General features: G+C 41.4%; 15 protein-coding genes. 5 read left to right on the forward strand and 10 right to left on the reverse strand.

Features of this window, described 5'->3' with window-relative positions; all coding sequences use genetic code 11:
* The first annotated feature begins 417 nt into the window (after positions 1 to 417).
* Positions 418 to 978, forward strand: coding sequence for a 5-formyltetrahydrofolate cyclo-ligase (locus tag F2B13_RS11660; RefSeq protein WP_149304277.1), 561 nt, complete (start codon positions 418 to 420; stop codon positions 976 to 978).
* Here the strand turns inward: F2B13_RS11660 and F2B13_RS11665 are convergent.
* The 4 genes from F2B13_RS11665 to ileS form a co-directional block, all read right to left on the reverse strand.
* Entirely contained in the window at positions 966 to 1,625 is a 660-nt protein-coding gene (locus tag F2B13_RS11665; RefSeq protein ID WP_149273221.1) for a lipoprotein signal peptidase, read from the reverse strand. The two genes, F2B13_RS11660 and F2B13_RS11665, sit on opposite strands and share 13 nt — an antisense overlap.
* Before the next feature lie 38 nt (positions 1,626 to 1,663).
* Positions 1,664 to 2,290 (reverse strand): hypothetical protein, encoded by a 627-nt coding sequence (locus F2B13_RS11670; RefSeq protein ID WP_149304278.1) that lies wholly within the window; start codon positions 2,288 to 2,290, stop codon positions 1,664 to 1,666.
* A 65-nt stretch (positions 2,291 to 2,355) separates the two neighbouring features.
* Positions 2,356 to 2,739 (reverse strand): TraR/DksA family transcriptional regulator, encoded by a 384-nt coding sequence (locus tag F2B13_RS11675; protein ID WP_149273225.1) that lies wholly within the window; start codon positions 2,737 to 2,739, stop codon positions 2,356 to 2,358.
* Between the two features lies 1 nt (position 2,740).
* Complete coding sequence (gene ileS, locus F2B13_RS11680; RefSeq protein WP_149304279.1) at positions 2,741 to 6,142, reverse strand: isoleucine--tRNA ligase; 3,402 nt, start codon at positions 6,140 to 6,142, stop codon at positions 2,741 to 2,743.
* Positions 6,143 to 6,307: 165 nt separating this feature from the next.
* Between ileS and F2B13_RS11685 the strand changes: the two genes are divergently transcribed.
* Complete coding sequence (locus F2B13_RS11685) at positions 6,308 to 6,592, forward strand: hypothetical protein (RefSeq protein WP_149273229.1); 285 nt, start codon at positions 6,308 to 6,310, stop codon at positions 6,590 to 6,592.
* Positions 6,593 to 6,952: 360 nt separating this feature from the next.
* On the opposite strand, the gene F2B13_RS11690 is transcribed toward F2B13_RS11685, so the two are convergent.
* The 4 genes from F2B13_RS11690 to F2B13_RS11705 all read right to left on the reverse strand — a co-directional run bounded on the left by F2B13_RS11690 (position 6,953) and on the right by F2B13_RS11705 (position 12,854).
* Entirely contained in the window at positions 6,953 to 9,364 is a 2,412-nt protein-coding gene (locus tag F2B13_RS11690; protein WP_149304280.1) for a TonB-dependent receptor plug domain-containing protein, read from the reverse strand.
* A 1-nt stretch (position 9,365) separates the two neighbouring features.
* A complete protein-coding gene (recO, locus tag F2B13_RS11695; RefSeq protein ID WP_149273233.1) occupies positions 9,366 to 10,085 on the reverse strand; it encodes a DNA repair protein RecO in 720 nt (239 codons plus the stop codon).
* Between the two features lie 168 nt (positions 10,086 to 10,253).
* Positions 10,254 to 11,597, reverse strand: a complete 1,344-nt coding sequence (gene gdhA / locus F2B13_RS11700; protein WP_149273235.1) for an NADP-specific glutamate dehydrogenase — start codon at positions 11,595 to 11,597, stop codon at positions 10,254 to 10,256.
* Between the two features lie 102 nt (positions 11,598 to 11,699).
* The gene (locus tag F2B13_RS11705; protein ID WP_149304281.1) at positions 11,700 to 12,854 is read right to left on the reverse strand and encodes a cystathionine gamma-synthase; all 1,155 of its coding nucleotides are present in this window, start codon (positions 12,852 to 12,854) and stop codon (positions 11,700 to 11,702) included.
* A gap of 81 nt (positions 12,855 to 12,935) precedes the next feature.
* Between F2B13_RS11705 and F2B13_RS11710 the strand changes: the two genes are divergently transcribed.
* On the forward strand, positions 12,936 to 13,679 hold the full coding sequence (locus F2B13_RS11710) for a DUF3298 and DUF4163 domain-containing protein (protein ID WP_149304282.1): 744 nt from the start codon (positions 12,936 to 12,938) through the stop codon (positions 13,677 to 13,679).
* Position 13,680: 1 nt separating this feature from the next.
* Here F2B13_RS11710 and F2B13_RS11715 read toward each other — a convergent pair whose 3' ends face one another.
* Positions 13,681 to 14,142 carry a DinB family protein gene (locus tag F2B13_RS11715; protein ID WP_149273242.1) on the reverse strand — a complete coding sequence of 154 codons (462 nt, stop codon included), beginning with the start codon at positions 14,140 to 14,142 and terminating at the stop codon, positions 13,681 to 13,683.
* Positions 14,143 to 14,225: 83 nt separating this feature from the next.
* Here F2B13_RS11715 and F2B13_RS11720 point away from each other — a divergent pair, with 83 nt between their 5' ends.
* Both F2B13_RS11720 and F2B13_RS11725 read left to right on the forward strand, forming a co-directional pair.
* Positions 14,226 to 14,579: an arsenate reductase family protein gene (locus F2B13_RS11720; RefSeq protein WP_149273244.1), complete on the forward strand. Its 354-nt coding sequence runs from the start codon at positions 14,226 to 14,228 to the stop codon at positions 14,577 to 14,579.
* Positions 14,576 to 15,487: a DMT family transporter gene (locus F2B13_RS11725; RefSeq protein WP_149273246.1), complete on the forward strand. Its 912-nt coding sequence runs from the start codon at positions 14,576 to 14,578 to the stop codon at positions 15,485 to 15,487. The genes F2B13_RS11720 and F2B13_RS11725 overlap by 4 nt, the downstream gene beginning before the upstream one ends.
* An 18-nt stretch (positions 15,488 to 15,505) precedes the next feature.
* Here F2B13_RS11725 and F2B13_RS11730 read toward each other — a convergent pair whose 3' ends face one another.
* Complete coding sequence (locus tag F2B13_RS11730; RefSeq protein WP_232625225.1) at positions 15,506 to 16,717, reverse strand: DUF763 domain-containing protein; 1,212 nt, start codon at positions 16,715 to 16,717, stop codon at positions 15,506 to 15,508.
* Positions 16,718 to 16,738: the final 21 nt, after the last annotated feature.

The following is a 16,738-nucleotide window of genomic DNA, read 5'->3' on the forward strand; positions in this document are numbered from 1 at the left end:
AATGGGCTTTTATTTTATTTTTAACGTTGCAAGGCGAATAGTCTCTTTTTCCCAGAGACGAGAGCCTAAATAACCTAACGCGCTTTAAATGCTGTATTGGTTTGTACTACTTTATGGTCGGTATCAAGTACTTATTGCACCTATGTACAATCGTTAAATTTGTGATATACATCTTATATATTGTTAAAAAAAGACTAAAAGATGCAGTTCGTCGATAAAAAGTTGTTTTTTAAAGTTTAATTAATGTTTTTTTAATTATTTTTAAAAGGTCAAAATCATTTACCACATGGATAAATACATAATTACCTTAGGTTTGTACCTGATCTTGATGATTTCTTTCAAGATATATTATACCGTCTACGCTAAAGATTAGACGAGCCTTGGCCTTTTTCTTATCGGTGTTTGATCAATGAATCCATGCTAAAAAAAGATTTAAGATCGCACTATAAACTTCGTAGAGCTTCCATCTCCGATATCGCACTCCTGAGTTCAAGCTTGAGCATCGCAAAGGCCTCTTTAAAACTTCCCATATGGTCACACCAATATTATCATTTGTTTCTTACTATTTCAGAGCAAAAGGAAATAAATACTTCCTTCATCCTATCCATCCTACAGGGGAAAAACAAAAATATTGTAGTTCCTAAGGTCGTTGGCAAAGGGATTCTAAAGCACTATTTGCTCACCAACTCGACCATATTGCAAAAAAATCGATGGAATGTTCCCGAGCCTGTGAAAGGTTGCGAAGTAGCTTTGAGTAAAATCGACATCGTCTTCGTACCTCTTATCGCCTTTGACCGTTTAGGAAATCGCGTGGGATATGGCAAAGGATTCTATGACCGGTTCTTAAGTGAATGTCGTGCAGATGTAAAGAAAATAGGTCTTTCTCTCTTCGAAGCGGAAGAAGCTATTACCGATGTCAGCGAGAACGATATTCCGTTGGATTATTGTATCACCCCCAATAACATTTACTCTTTCTGATTGGTCTGATACTCCTCTTCAATAGCATGGTCTTCCTTTTTACCGAATGCCTTTTTATTAAAAACGATTAAGATTCCAACTCCAGTACTTATCGCCATATCGGCGATATTAAAAACAGGTTCGAAAAATCTAAAGGTAGAGCCTCCAAGATAGGGGACCCAATCGGGCCATCTCGTATCTATAATAGGAAAGTAAAGCATATCTACTACTTTTCCATGAAAAAAACCTCCGTAAGGCTCTGATGAAAATGCGGTGGCCACCTCTTGATAGCTATCACTGAAAATGACACCATAGAAAACCGAATCAATAATATTTCCAACAGCACCGGCAAAGATTAGGGAAACTGCCAAGATCAAAGTTCTAGTAGAATTCTTCTTTATGGTATCGTAGAGCCAATATCCGATCCCTCCAACGGCAAAAAGCCTAAAAACTGTGAGAATCAGTTTACCGACGGGCTCTGATATGGGTAAAAAATCACTAAGTTTTGCACCCCAAGCGGCACCTGAATTTTCAATAAAAAGTATTTTAAACCAACTCAAAACATCAATGGAGTCTCCAAGGACAAAATGGGTCTTTATGTAAATCTTACTTAGTTGATCTACTAATAAAACCACCACGATAATCAACAATGATTTCTTTAAGGTCATGTTTTTACTACTGTTTTGAATGGGCAAAAATAGGTATATTATTCGGTTTTCCTTAGGAAGATATTGCCCGTAACGGTGTTGAGCAAAAAGTGGTCATCCCCTGCTTGAATATCATCTTTGAAAATCTTTCCGTATTTATTGATCGACCTGATTTTAGCTTTTGAAGTGTGCACAAAAATATTTCCGCTCTGGGTTTGAACGCTTGCCGATTCCGAAACCTCATATAAAATACACTGACCATCATTCAAGGATACCGAAAGATCACTATAGATACCTTGAACCTTAACATTACAACTTTGGCCATAAATCACGACATCTTTATATCGAGGTAATACCATTCGAACTTGAATGGATATCACCTTATGAGCGGACAGTTTATCGTTCGGGTTACTGAAATTGGGTTGAAAGTCACTGCCGACAAAGATCGTATGACCTTCTTCCGTCACCCTCAGGAGCAAATCTTTTCTATATTCGCCATCTATAGTGGCCTCAATGATCATTTCGTCGCCCGCACTTGTTTCTACCGAAAGTTCGAAAAATTGCGCTGCGTCGATATTTACTGCGCTGATTTCTGGATTGACATAGGTTTTTTCAATTATCTTTTGCGATACCAAAAGATGGAACGGAAAAAAAATAAAGAGAAAAAAAAGTGGCCTAGTATTCATACAATACGACCCACATGGTGCTAAAAACCATGTGGGCCTATTTACCATGTGACAGCTTACGAAAATTATTTCTGCATGTTCTTGGCCTCTATGCTCAATGTGGCATGGGGCACCAATTTTAAGCGCTCTTTATTTATGAGCTTTCCTGTTACCCGACAAATACCATACGTTTTGTTCTCTATTCGCAAGAGGGCATTTTTTAAATCTCTAATAAACTTCTCTTGCCGTATCGCCAATTGGGTATTGGCCTCTTTACTCATCGTTTCGGACCCCTCTTCAAAAGCCTTGAAGGTAGGTGATGTGTCGTCGGTACCGTTATTGCCATCATTCATATAAGAGCTGCGCAATAGGTCTAGATGACTTTTAGCCTTTTCAATTTTCTCTTCAATCAATGCTTTGAATTCTGCCAAATCTTTATCCGAATATCTAACTTTTAAATCTTCTGCCATTCTAGTAATGTTTTTCAATAAATAATTTTGTGTTCACTTCGTCAAAGGTAACTTCGGTTCCCTTCTCCATTTTTTCTTCAAATGCCAATTCGGCCGTTAAAGTTTCGGTTTTGATATAATCAAGATTACTTTGTACCGCCCTTTCGACCAGACCATCCTTTAAAATTCTAATGTCTATTCTGTCGGTAACCTCCAAACCTGAATCTTTTCGGATGTTTTGAATGCGGTTTACCAATTCACGCGCTATACCTTCCTTTCTAAGCTCTTCATTGATCGTGACATCAAGGGCAACGGTCAAAGAACCGGCACTTGCTACCAGCCATCCCTCAATATCTTGAGAAGATATCTCTACGTCTTGTAACTGTAATGTAATGATTTTATTTTCAATGTCAAGAGATATTTCGCCCTCTTGTTCGATTTTTTGGATATCTTCCTGACCAAGATTACTTATCGCTTGGGCGATATTTTTCATGTCTTTACCAAATTTTGGTCCTAAAACCTTAAAATTCGGTTTAATCTTCTTAACCAATATATCGGCAGCATCCTGTAGCAAATCTATCTCCTTTACATTTACTTCCGACATAATTAAATCGGCTACTGCCTCTATTTCCATTTTTTGGTTCTCGTCCTTGACCGGAATCATTATTTTTTGCAGAGGTTGGCGCACCTTTATTTTCTCTTTCTGACGAATTGAAAGTACCAGTGAAGAAATAATTTGTGCTTTTTTCATTTTGCTTTCCAGCTCTTTATCGACCATATTGGCATCATACTTCGGAAAGTTGGCCAGATGCACGCTTTCAAAAGACTCCTTCTTTGTAGTATCGGTCAAATCTTTGTAAAGCCTATCCATAAAGAAAGGGGCCACTGGTGCAGATAGTTTGGCTACAGTTTCCAAGCATGAATATAAAGTCTGGTACGCCGATATCTTATCCTTTTGGTAATCTCCTTTCCAAAAACGTCTTCTACAGAGTCTAACGTACCAATTACTAAGGTTCTCTTGAACATAATCTGAAATAGCACGAGTCGCCCTAGTAGGCTCATAATCTTCGTAAGCCTTATCCACAATTTTGATCAATGAATGCAATTCTGAGAGAATCCATCGGTCAATCTCAGGACGTTCGTTAAGGGGAATCTCCGCCTCTTCGTATTTGAAATCGTCGATATTGGCATACAGCGCCAAAAAAGAATACGTATTGTACAACGTACCGAAAAACTTTCGTTTCACCTCTACAATACCTTCAATGTCGAACTTCAGATTATCCCAGGGGTTAGCGTTAGAGATCATGTACCACCTTGTTGCATCGGCTCCATGGTCGGTCATCGTATCAAAAGGGTCTATGGCGTTACCCAACCGTTTCGACATTTTTTTCCCATCTTTATCTAAAACCAATCCATTAGAGACTACATTTTTATAAGCAATGGAATCGAATACCATGGTCGCTATAGCATGCAGCGTATAAAACCACCCCCTGGTCTGATCCACACCTTCCGCAATAAAATCCGCCGGAAAAGTTTCACGATTCTCAATAAGTTCTTTGTTCTCAAAAGGATAATGCCATTGCGCATAAGGCATAGACCCGCTATCGAACCATACGTCAATCAGATCGTTCTCACGCTTCATGGGCTTTCCGGAAGGAGAGACGAGCGTAACCTTATCCACAATATTCTTGTGCAAATCGATTTTATCGTAATTCGATTCAGATAGGTCTCCTATTACAAAATCCTCAAAAATATCTTGCTCCATGATGCCTGCTGAAACAGCCTTACCCATTTCGGCTTTCAATTCTGCCATAGAACCTATGATAATTTCTTCCTTGCCATCATCGGTTCTCCAAATAGGTAATGGAATACCCCAATAGCGTGAACGCGATAGGTTCCAATCATTGGCATTTGCCAACCAATTCCCAAAGCGGCCATCTCCGGTAGACTTAGGCTTCCAATTAATGGTCTGGTTCAATTCGAACATCCTGTCCTTTACCTCGGTTATTTTAATAAACCAAGAGTCTAATGGATAGTATAAGATCGGCTTATCGGTACGCCAACAATTCGGGTAACTGTGTACATATTTTTCAACCTTGAACGCCTTATTCTCTTCCTTTAATTTGATCGCAATTTCAACATCTACCGACCTTTCGGGAATCTGACCCAATTCGTAGTATTCGTTCTTCACATATTTGCCGGCAAGTTCTCCCATTTCAGGCCTGAATTTTCCTTGAAGGTCGACCAAGGGAACAGGATTGTTATTGTCGTCCAAAACCAGCAAAGGAGGCACCTCAGGGTCTGCCTGTTTTGCGACCGTGGCATCATCTGCACCAAAGGTGGGCGCGGTGTGAACGATTCCGGTACCGTCTTCTGTGGTCACGAAATCCCCGGATATTACACGAAAGGCATTTTCAGGATGCTGGTAGGGAAGTGCATAGTCGAGCAACTGTTCGTACTTGATTCCGACCAAATCTACCCCCTTAAACTCCTTGACAATAAAAAATGGTATTTTCTTGTCTCCCGCAGCATAGTCCAATAATTCCGGCTTTTTAGCTACCTCAACGTATTTATTATCGAACTGCTTTGCAATTAAGTTTTTGGCCAAGATGACGTTCATCGGTTTAAACGTATACTGATTGTAGGTCTCCACCAGCACATAATCTATATTGGCCCCTACCGTTAGCGCAGTATTCGACGGTAATGTCCACGGTGTGGTTGTCCATGCTAATAAATGAACATCGCCCTCATTCTTTAGAAAATCAGGGAGCGTAGCTTCCAAGGCCTTAAATTGGGCGACCACTGTAGTATCTGTAACGTCTTGGTATGTTCCCGGTTGGTTCAGCTCATGGGAGCTCAAGCCGGTACCGGCCTTTGGAGAATAGGGCTGAATCGTATACCCTTTGTAAATAAGGCCTTTATCGTAAATCTGTTTCAAAAGCCACCAAACCGACTCCATATATTTTGGTTTATAGGTAATATATGGATCGTTCATATCTACCCAATAACCAATTTGCTCGGTCATACGGTTCCAAACATCTGTATAGCGCATGACCGCTTTTTTACACGCTGCATTATATTCCTCAACCGATATTTTGACCCCGATATCTTCTTTCGTAATTCCCAAATCTTTTTCGACGCCTAGCTCTATGGGTAATCCGTGAGTATCCCAGCCCGCCTTGCGTTTTACTTGAAACCCTTTCATAGTTTTATAGCGAGGGAAAATATCCTTTATGGTTCGGGCCATTACATGGTGTATTCCGGGCATTCCGTTTGCAGATGGCGGACCCTCATAAAATACATAACTTGGCTTACCCTCTCTTGTAGAAATGCTTTTCTCAAAAATTCCGTTCTCCTTCCAGTAGGCAAGAATTTCTTCCGCGACTTTAGGCAAATCCATTCCACTGTATTCCGCAAACTTCATGCTAGGTATTTCTTGTATTAAAGGCTGCAAAATTAATCAATTTTGATTGAATTAAATCGTTTTAACACCATTGAAATCTATAAGATTAGTGGTTGGAACAACTAAATACGAAATGATTACGTATATCTTTTCGATAACAATAAAACAAACTCTAAAACGTAAAGCATGAAAAAATTAATTCTTGGTTCGCTTTTGGCACTAGCCGTAAGTGCGTCAATTGTATCTTGTAGGGATGCCGAAAACCAAAGTAAAGAGACTATGAACGATGTGGAGGATGCCATGGATGATGTGGGGGAAGATTTAGAAGAGGCAGGGGAAAACATTAGAGAAGGAGCAAAAAAAGTGGGGGAAGACCTAAAAAAAGGGGCTGAAGATGCAGCCGATAAGGTAAAGGATGCCGCTGACAAGACCGCCGATAAAATCGAAAAGGCGGTCGATGACGATAATTAAGATTTGAATTCTTGGTATAGAGCCCCTGACAAATGATGCCAGGGGCTTTTTTTGTTTGGTCAGATGGTCGTTTATCGGAGAAAATGAGCCTGTCATATTTTTCACAACATTTTGCCATCGGTTCACAACATTAATTTAACCACTTCAAAATATCAGCGTAGTTTTACCCTGTGTTTAAGTCATAGTGTTGACCCCAAATCGCCCTTAACTTAACCGAAACAAGTTATGAAATCCCAAATCAGCACTTAACCTACGAAAAGCTAGTTAAAACAAAAAGGTCCCCAATTCACCTAACCTACTTTGAAAAATAACCCTCTGTTGAAGAGGGTTTTTTTATAAGTCTTGACCCGGTCAAACCACTTAAAAGCGATAACCTAGCCCAAGAATCAAATTGGTTCCTGGGTCCACAATCCCAGAAGAGTATCCCCGGTATCTTCGATTCGTGATATTTTCTACGCTCAGTGATGCTTTTAACATATTTGAAATCGAATATTGCGAACGAAAATTAAGCGTGTGCCAAGATGGTGAAAAGGGTCTTCCATTAGAATCAAGGACGTAGATATATGCTTTGCTTCGTTCGGAAGCGGCCAAATCGGCATAGGGTATTTTTCCGTTATAGTTCAAATACAAGTCGGTCTTAAGCCACTGCGTCTTCCATATCACATGAAAGTCGCCGAAGGTAGGAGCCACATGCCTTCCTGGAGAATCTGAACCATCTTCTTCCTCTTCTATGCCTTCGGTCAACGTTAGGTTGGATATAATCGAAAGGTTGTCAGTCAAGAAAGCTTCAAGGCCGAACTCAAATCCGTATACATATGCTTTCGCCGCGTTCTGAATCGCCTGTACATCACTTAATTGGCCTTGGTAATCGATTTGGGACGCTCCATTGAACAAAAAGCTTCGACGTACGAGGGCATCTACTAGATAGGTATAGAAAGTAGCCCCCTTCAGTACGATTCTATCACTGAAATTCTTTTGAAGACTTAGTTCTATATTATAGGCATATTCCGGTTCTAGATCGGGATTGGGCACTACTACCGAACCAGGCTCCGAATCAAAAACTTTCCCCACATCATCAATATTCGGTGCGCGAAAGCCCGTTGAACCATTCAATGTTACCTGTAAATGGGGCTTTGGAAACCAGCTAAAACCAAGACTTCCTGTCAGAGCACCATTGTTCAAATCGGCATTGCTAAAAGGAAAGTCATAGAACGAATGGTCGAACACAGCATCAATCCAAACATGGCTGTATCGCAACCCTGAGAGAATGGTAAAACTAGGTTTGGCCTGATACTCCCCGCTGATATACCCCGCCAAAGTTTGCCAAGTCGAACCATCGGGATAGCGGGAAGCATAAGTACTTATCATATTTGTCTCCACATTTCTTCTGCTACCTTTCGAGCTTATATTGTTCCACACATATTCACCTCCATAATATAACCTAAGATTTCCTATTTTTTTATTTTCAAAATCTATATTCAAGGAAAGGGCATTTACTTTCTCCTCGGTTTTAAATCGATCGGGTTCATTAAAAACCCTGTCGTTTCTACTTTCCTCGAAATGCTGGAAGGCCGTAGTTATCTTAAGGCCATCGTAAAAGATACCCTTGCCCCGCTTATTAAATTGAAGGTTGCCCATAAACCACTTCTGGGGACCATAGTACCACTCCGCGGAACGTAGGCCTGTTCCCTCCTTATTGGGCCGAATCAGCCGATCATAGCGCGAATAATCCGAAGTTTCCGAATAGTGCATCCCTAAATCATATTTGACCGTATTATTGGGCCGAAAAGAAATTTTTTGCATCAAATTGATCTGATCATAACCTGTTGGTTTCTGCTTCCTCGGTTGTTCATTGGGTACCAATATATCCTGACCATTCTCCCGCACGACATACGTATTGCGTAAATAAGAATCGGAACCATATTTTCCCATAATGAGATCTCCGAAATCGTTATAGGAAACGCTTGTTAAAAAGGCCCATTTATTAAGACCCAAATTCAAATCAAAGTGTACCGTATTCTCCATATTTGCAGAGGAAAATCGATAACTGGTTTCCCCGGAAACAGAGAGGCTATCGGAATTTGAAAATGCCGCTTTTTTTGTATAAAAGTTCATGACACCCCCAATCGCATCACTCCCATATATAACCGACCCTGGACCAAAAATTATTTCGGTGTTCTTTATAGTATACGGGTCAATAGAAATTACGTTTTGAAGATTACCTCCTCTAAAAATAGCATTATTCATTCGCACACCATCTACCGACAGCAACAACCTATTTGTAGCAAAGCCCCTTATCATTGGGCTACCACCCCCCAATTGACTTTTTTGCACAAAGACTTTACCTGAACTTTCCAATAAATCTGCAGAAGTCCGAGGGTTGGTAAACGCTATTTGTCTTGCGCTAATCATTGCAATTTTCTGAGGAACATCTTTTTTCTGTTGTTCCCATTTTGAAACCGACATTACTACTTCTTCAAGTTGTTCTGCACTGAGCGCCATATATAGATGCCCACCACGTCGCATAATCTGGGCAGGGGTACTTTTTCTAATCTGATACCCTAAATGCTTAAAGGTAATACGGTCGTTACGCGAAAAAATCGAAAGATTGCACCTACCGTCAAAATCGGAAATTACGGTTTTGGACTTATCCACATTATAAACCGCCACATTTGATATAGGTTCTTTGGTTTCTACATCTAGAATGATGATTTCCTGAGCGGAAAGCGAAAGGCATACTAATAAGGCGAAAAAGACAACTATTCGCTGCATATTAACTGAAAACTTGGTTTAAAACCGCAAGGGATCTTGGCTTCCGAAATCCCTGCAAATGCAATTCAAAATACAGGACAAGTTTTCGTAAAAGTTCTTGTCGATTGATTTTGTTCATTTTGACAGTATGAATATCATCAAAATTTATGCCCAAAAAGGTTTTGAAATAACTAAGGTTATCTCCAGTAAGCATGGGGTTTAGACTTGGGCCATGAACGAACTGCCCTTCCATCAAATCAAAATATGTCCTTTGTGATTGAGAGGTGTCGGGGTAAAAGCCCAAGTATTGGGTAAGGCGTAGTAAAAAATAAATATGAAAATTTGCAATTTCATTATGGGTGTCAAGCCATTGCAACGAGGCTTCCAAGAAGTCGAATAGATTTTCGTTCTGTTCTTCTTCGTGAATGCTGTTCGTCAACATCTCGGCCAAGAATAAGGTCATTGCATTTTTGGCCATATCCGTATGCATGGTTTGGTACGGGAATACGATTTTTGCTTCCCGAATATGTTCTAAAGCACCCTTGTTTTTATGGTAGGCAACCATCTCAAGCTGCGTAAGGGGTTGGAAATAAGCCGGTTTCAACTTACTCCTTTTGGCCTTTAAAACACCCTTTAAAAGATATGACTTTACTCCGTCGGATACCGTAAATGCCTTTACGATCAAGCTCGTATCGCCGTACTTTAACGAAGAAAAAACTATGGCCTTTGTGGTTACTTGCATCCCTTAGTAGCGGTTTGCCGTAAAGATAGAGATTTGGACCAAAGCAGGTAGAATAGCAATAGAAACCTCCATAATCAAAAAATCGTGGGGCCATCTCAAGAATGGCCCCACAATATATCTAACCTACCCTTTTGCGAAACAGCCTGTTGCAAAGGATATCATGAACGTCTAAATTACGCCTTGGGCCAGCATGGCGTCCGCCACTTTTACAAAACCGGCAATATTGGCCCCTTTAACGTAATTGCAGAAGCCATCTTCTTCTTTGCCATATTCAATACATGAATCATGTATGTCTTCCATAATGTCCTTCAGCCTTTCGTCAACTTCCTCCCGCGTCCAACTGATGCGCAATGAGTTTTGTGACATTTCAAGACCTGAGGTAGCCACACCTCCCGCATTGGAAGCCTTACCAGGGGCGAACAAGATCTTGGCATCATGAAAGGCGTGAACCGCAGCGGCAGTGCAGGGCATATTTGCCCCTTCGGCCACACAAATACATCCATTGGCCAACAGCACTTTGGCATCCTCCTTGTCTAATTCATTCTGCGTAGCACAGGGCAGGGCAATCTCGCATTCTATCTTCCAAGGGGTTTCCCCTTTATGGTATTCGGCATTGGGATATTGCGTTTTGTAGTCAGAAATTCTACCCCTCTTGTTATTCTTTAAATCCATTACAAAGGCAAGCTTTTCACTATCAATACCCTCTTCGTCATAAATATAGCCTCCGGAATCTGATAATGTCACTATCTTTCCTCCCAACTGAAGTACCTTTTCGGCAGCATATTGGGCTACATTTCCAGAGCCCGAAATCACTACTCTTTTTCCCTCGAAACTTTCATTTCTTGTTTTCAACATACTCTGCGCAAAATAAACGGTACCATAACCCGTGGCTTCTGGACGAATCTTAGACCCTCCCCAAGAAAGACCTTTACCCGTGAGGACTCCGGTAAATTCGTTTCTGATTTTTTTATACATGCCAAACAGAAAACCAATCTCACGAGCCCCTACACCAATATCACCCGCGGGCACATCGGTGTTCGGCCCAATATGTCGGCAAAGCTCCGTCATAAAAGCATGGCAAAAACGCATGACCTCGTCGTCTGATTTTCCCTTTGGGTCGAAATCGGAACCTCCCTTACCTCCTCCCATAGGAAGGGTTGTCAAGCTATTTTTGAAAACCTGCTCGAAGGCCAAAAATTTAAGGATGCTGGCATTTACGGAGGGATGAAAACGCAACCCGCCCTTGTAAGGGCCTATCGCCGAATTCATTTGAATTCGGTAACCACGGTTCACATGAATTTCCCCTTCATCATCGACCCATGCGACCCGAAAAGAAATAAGTCGTTCAGGCTCCACCATGCGCAAGAGAATGTTCTTGCCGTTGTAAATCTCATGCTGTGCAATGTATGGTATAACCGTCTCCGCAACTTCCTGTACGGCTTGAATGAATTCAGGTTCGTGGCCGTTTCGGGCCTTTACCTCATCCATAAAGGCTTTGATTTTTGTTTTCATATTTTTTTTAGGAATATCTTTTTAGTGAATTCATAATATAAGGGCAAAAATATTCTAATTATATAGTTTTCATGTGCTTTTTTTAAAAAATCAATACCCCGTTCATGCTATTGCCTGTCGCAAATCTTCTATGAGATCATTCACGTCCTCTATTCCCACACTCAATCTTATTAAGGCATCTACTATCCCACTTTTTTCCCTTTCGGCTTTTGGAATACTGGCATGGGTCATACTCGCCGGATGTCCTGCCAAACTTTCGACCCCACCTAAAGATTCGGCCAAGGTGAAAATTTTAAGTCTTTCTACAATTCGAACGGCATCTTCATAGCGATTACCTTCAATTACGAATGAAATCATGCCTCCAAAATCGTTCATTTGAGTTTTGGCTACATGATGGTTCGGATGGCTTTCCAAACCTGGCCAATACACCTTTTCAATTTTATCGTGATCTTCCAAAAAACGCGCGATGGCTTTTCCGTTCTCACAATGCCTCTGCATACGTACGTGGAGTGTTTTTATTCCACGTAGCACCAAAAAACTATCCATGGGGCCACAAATGGCACCGCTCGCATTTTGAATAAAATAAAGCCGATCTGCCAGTCGCTTGTCATTTACTACCAAAACCCCTAACACTACGTCACTATGTCCACCCAGATATTTCGTAGCGGAATGCATGACTATATCCGCACCAAGGTCTAAAGGAGTTTGAAGAAAAGGGGTTGCAAACGTATTATCTACGGCCAATAACAACTTGTGTTCCCTAGCGATTTTAGAGACCCCCTTAATGTCGATAATATTCATCATAGGATTCGTCGGGGTCTCGACCCAAATGAGTTTGGTATTTTCATTAACGTAGCCTCCAATGGTTTCGCAATCTTGCATATCTATAAAATGGAATTTAATCCCATAATTCTCAAAGACCTTCTTGAAGAGACGGTAACTTCCTCCGTATAAGTCATTAGTCGAAATGACCTCATCACCAGGCTGCAGTAACTTGACAACGGCATCTATAGCCGCCAATCCACTGGCAAAAGCAAGACCAAAACTTCCATTTTCGATACTGGCGACAGCGCGTTCGAGTGCAGCCCTTGTCGGATTACCACTTCGTGAATATTCGTAACCTTGGTGCCCTCCCGGTGTCGTTTGGGCATAGGTCGATGTCTGGTAGATCGGTGGCATTACCGCCCCGTACGCCTTATCGGGTGTCTGCCCACCATGAATCGCTTTTGTATTGAATTTTAACTTTTTTTCAGCCATTTCATATAATTAACCTTACAAAGGTATCGTTATCTTTACGAGCATACAATACGTTTGATCGTTCGCAACCCCAACCCTATTATGAGAATTCAGATTTCTTTCATTGCTTTTTTCTTATTGTTGACCAGTTGTCAAGAGGAAACCGACCTAACCTTCGAGACCTTGACTCTTGACGAGACCCGCTGCTCGGAATGTCCTATGGTTGAAATTCAAATTCCAAAAGCCATGGAGAATTCCAAAACCGCAGAAAGCATTAACACTATATTGACCGAGGAAATTATTGAGATTTTAAATTTCGACGACGAAATGGAGGCCATCTCCATTAAAGAGGCTGTACAATCGTTCAGTAATGGGTATTGGGCATTGAAGAAACTATACCCCGACGAAACCATGGGGTGGGAGGCCAGGATCAAAGGTATTGTGACCTATGAAGATCCATTACTATTGACCATAGAAATCGATTCCTACCTTTATACCGGTGGTGCCCATGGCTACAGTTCAAAGCATTACCTTAATTTCGATAAACGTAAGGCCAAGGAGCTCGAAAACTGGCAACTGTTTAAGAACCGTGAAGATTTTCAGAAATTCGCCGAACTAAAATTTCGTACCCAAGAGCAGATTCCTATAGGAAAACCCATTAACAGCACGGGGCTTATGTTCGAAAGAGATTCGTTCTATCTTCCAGAAAATATAGGCTTTACCGAGGATGGCGTTACGCTACTTTACAACCCGTACGAAGTAGCGTCTTATGCAGACGGACCTATTACATTGACCTTAAAATTTGAAGAGGTAAAACCTTATCTGATATCTAAAGTCAAGTCTTGACCTAACTCTTTATCGCCTTTTGCAACGCTATTATTGTTCCCATATGTAGCCCCTCGTGATACATGTTAAAGGCTATGGCGTCCTCTACGTTTTGCAAAGTAATCTTAGCACTGGTCGTGTATTCATTATAGTCTTTAAAAAGTCCATTTTTAAAGTCTTCTTCGGCCCATTCTGCCGTGGAGACCAAAAATGCGGCAATTTCCTTGATTTCTTCATCGGTCGCTGAACCATCCGGCACTGTTCCCTTTTTAAATTTTTCAATGAAAGTCTCGGGGACGCGCATTTGCAATCCGCTCAACTTATAAAGTAACAACTGCTGGGTCACTACGACATGGGCAATATTCCACCAGATATTGTTTCGATATCCATTGGGTATATGAAGGAGTTGAGCTTTTGGCATCGTATCTACTATCTCGTAGAGCCGTTTTCTATTTTGCAGGGTGATTTCGAATATATTCTTCAAAATAAATAGTTTTAAGTGGACGTCAAAAGTAGCACAATTGGATTGAAATGGGTTTCTTTGCAACCATTAAATCTACCCGATCCATGAAAAAAATATATCACTTAGGCACCTGTGATACCTGTCGAAGAATCCTTAAAGAACTAAGCCCTCTGGAAGGGATCGAGCTACAGGAGATTAAAACGGAACCTCTTACAGCGAAACAGTTGGAGGAAATGAAAAAGTTGTCCGGCAGTTACGAGGCACTTTTTAGTAAACGCGCCCGTTTATACCGACAGAAGGGCCTTCATGAAAAAGAGCTTTCCGAGGCGGAATTTAAAAACCTTCTTTTGGCGCATTATACCTTTTTGAAGCGCCCCGTAATTTTGACCGATAACGACATCTTTATCGGGAATAGCAAGAAAGTGGTTAATGCCGCCAAAGCTGCCCTCCATTCGTGACTAGGCGAGCCCTTGCCATACTGGCCGCCTTGGGTGCCACAGCAATATATGGGCTTAACCACACCATAGCCAAAGGAGTGATGCCCGATTATGTTCAGCCTTATGGTTTTATTATGTTAAGGGTTATTGGGGCAGCCATCTTATTCTGGAGCATTTCTATTTTTGGCCCCAAAGAAAAAATAGACCGTAAAGATTATCCGCGTATGTTAGCCTGTGCCATTTTGGGCATGGGCATCAATATGTTGGTCTACTTCAAAGGGCTTGCTCTCTCTACACCCATTAACAGCGCGGTACTTATAACACTTACCCCCATTTTTGTGGTCGTGCTATCCGCCATTTTTATAAAAGAAAAAATTAAGCCCAAGAAAGTGCTGGGTATCGGTATCGGTTTTTTAGGTGCACTGGGGCTGATTCTTTTCGGGGCTGAAATACGACAAGATGCCCCGAACATTCCTTTTGGTAACTTTTTGATATTATTGAACGCCTTTTTTTATGGTTCCTATCTGATTGTGGCTAAAATTTTGATTTCCAAATACCACCCGTTTACCTTTATGAAATGGCTGTTTACCCTTGGCATCCTCCTTTGCCTTCCCTTCGGATATACCGAACTTACAGAAATAGCATGGGGTAGCCTTCCCTTTTCTGCGATTTGGAAAATTCTTTTTGTGGTCGTAGGCACTACCTTTTGTACTTACCTCTTTAACATTTTTGCACTAACACAACTCAAGGCCTCTACCTTAAGCGCCTTCGTGTACGTTCAGCCCTTAATTGGAATCGTTTACGCAATTGCTACGGACCAGGATACCCTTACCACGGTAAAGATTTTAGCGGCCTCGTTAGTTTTGTTAGGCGTTTATTTGGCCAGTAAAAAGGCCCCCTTTCCGAAAAGAAGCCGTGCCACCGATTAATTGATGTTCAGAAGAAAATCAGCTCTCGAATAGGCTTAGTTGCACGTTATTTTGGGGCTTCGCAAACCCGTAAATACTTCGGCCACCATAAATGTGGGAATCTCGATTTTCCTTTTTGACCAGTGCTTCAAAATTAGTATTGGGAACGAACCCCTTCTCGGCCTGTTGGGCTAGGTCGGTTAATTTTTTAACGGCCTTAAGCCTGTCTCCACGACCTATTTTTGCCTGTTCTACAGCACTTTTTAGGGTTCCTATAGTTTCTTCATAGACTTTAATCGGAATAGGAAATGGGGTAGCATCTTTTCCCCCATGGGCAAAAGCGAACCTTGCGGGATCTTTAAACCGGGAAGGCGTACCATGTATAATTTCACTGACCAACGTCAATGATTGCAATGTTCGTGGACCTAGGCCTTTCAACAAGAGTAAATCTTCGAATTTTTGCGTTTCGTTTTCCTGGGCCAGCCAAAGAATGCTTCCCAAGCGTTTCATATCGACATCCTTCGGTTTGATATGATGATAGACCGGCACCAAAAGACGGGGCATTTCCTTCAAGATTTTATCCGGATGTTCTTGGACAACCTTCAAGATACCTCTTTTTGTCGGCGAGGCTTTTTTATGTACCAAGTTCAAAATAGATCCCTGATTTTTACCACAAACGGCGGTATGAGGCTCTTCGACGAAAGACTTTATATTCTGGGAATGCCAGTGGTATCTACGGGCCATCCCATTAGAATGGTGCATACCTTGTTGAACGACCGACCATTCGCCCGTATCGCTGACTATAAAGCAATGAATATAAAGATTGAACCCATCTTGCAGCGCGGTGTTATCAACCTTAGCACTAAGCCTGCTGCATCGGGAGAGGTGATGGCCATCGAGTCCGGTTCTATTGCCTACCTCCAAAAGCTCATCGGGAGTCCGTAGCGATTTCTTGCCTTTTCCTCCACAAATATAAATCCCTAATTGTCTTGAAACCGGATTGATCGATTGCTTCAAAACGTTCATTACGGTCGTTGTTATACCCGATGAATTCCAATCCATACCGATTACCGAACCGAAGCTTTGAAACCAAAATGGATCGGACATGCGGCTTAGAAAATCATCTTTGCCTCGATGTTCTATAATAGCCTCGACAATGGGCAAGGCGAGACGCTTCATCCGGTTAAAAAGCCAAGACGGAACTGCTCCTCCGTGTAGCAATAAATCTGCCGTGCCCGAGCGTTTCATCATTATATATTTGGAATTATTCCA

The organism is Pareuzebyella sediminis (genome assembly GCF_008367235.1).
In the GTDB taxonomy this organism is placed as follows: domain Bacteria; phylum Bacteroidota; class Bacteroidia; order Flavobacteriales; family Flavobacteriaceae; genus Pareuzebyella; species Pareuzebyella sediminis.

Coding starts and splice junctions, on each gene's coding strand:
- F2B13_RS11690 (WP_149304280.1), bottom strand. CDS start 9,364: ATGCAGCGAATAGTTGTCTTTTTCGCCTTATTAGTATGCCTTTCGCTT.
- F2B13_RS11710 (WP_149304282.1), top strand. CDS start 12,936: ATGAGAATTCAGATTTCTTTCATTGCTTTTTTCTTATTGTTGACCAGT.
- F2B13_RS11685 (WP_149273229.1), top strand. CDS start 6,308: ATGAAAAAATTAATTCTTGGTTCGCTTTTGGCACTAGCCGTAAGTGCG.
- recO (WP_149273233.1), bottom strand. CDS start 10,085: ATGCAAGTAACCACAAAGGCCATAGTTTTTTCTTCGTTAAAGTACGGC.
- F2B13_RS11705 (WP_149304281.1), bottom strand. CDS start 12,854: ATGGCTGAAAAAAAGTTAAAATTCAATACAAAAGCGATTCATGGTGGG.
- F2B13_RS11670 (WP_149304278.1), bottom strand. CDS start 2,290: ATGAATACTAGGCCACTTTTTTTTCTCTTTATTTTTTTTCCGTTCCAT.
- ileS (WP_149304279.1), bottom strand. CDS start 6,142: ATGAAGTTTGCGGAATACAGTGGAATGGATTTGCCTAAAGTCGCGGAA.
- F2B13_RS11720 (WP_149273244.1), top strand. CDS start 14,226: ATGAAAAAAATATATCACTTAGGCACCTGTGATACCTGTCGAAGAATC.
- F2B13_RS11660 (WP_149304277.1), top strand. CDS start 418: ATGCTAAAAAAAGATTTAAGATCGCACTATAAACTTCGTAGAGCTTCC.
- F2B13_RS11675 (WP_149273225.1), bottom strand. CDS start 2,739: ATGGCAGAAGATTTAAAAGTTAGATATTCGGATAAAGATTTGGCAGAA.
- F2B13_RS11665 (WP_149273221.1), bottom strand. CDS start 1,625: ATGACCTTAAAGAAATCATTGTTGATTATCGTGGTGGTTTTATTAGTA.
- F2B13_RS11730 (WP_232625225.1), bottom strand. CDS start 16,717: ATGATGAAACGCTCGGGCACGGCAGATTTATTGCTACACGGAGGAGCA.
- gdhA (WP_149273235.1), bottom strand. CDS start 11,597: ATGAAAACAAAAATCAAAGCCTTTATGGATGAGGTAAAGGCCCGAAAC.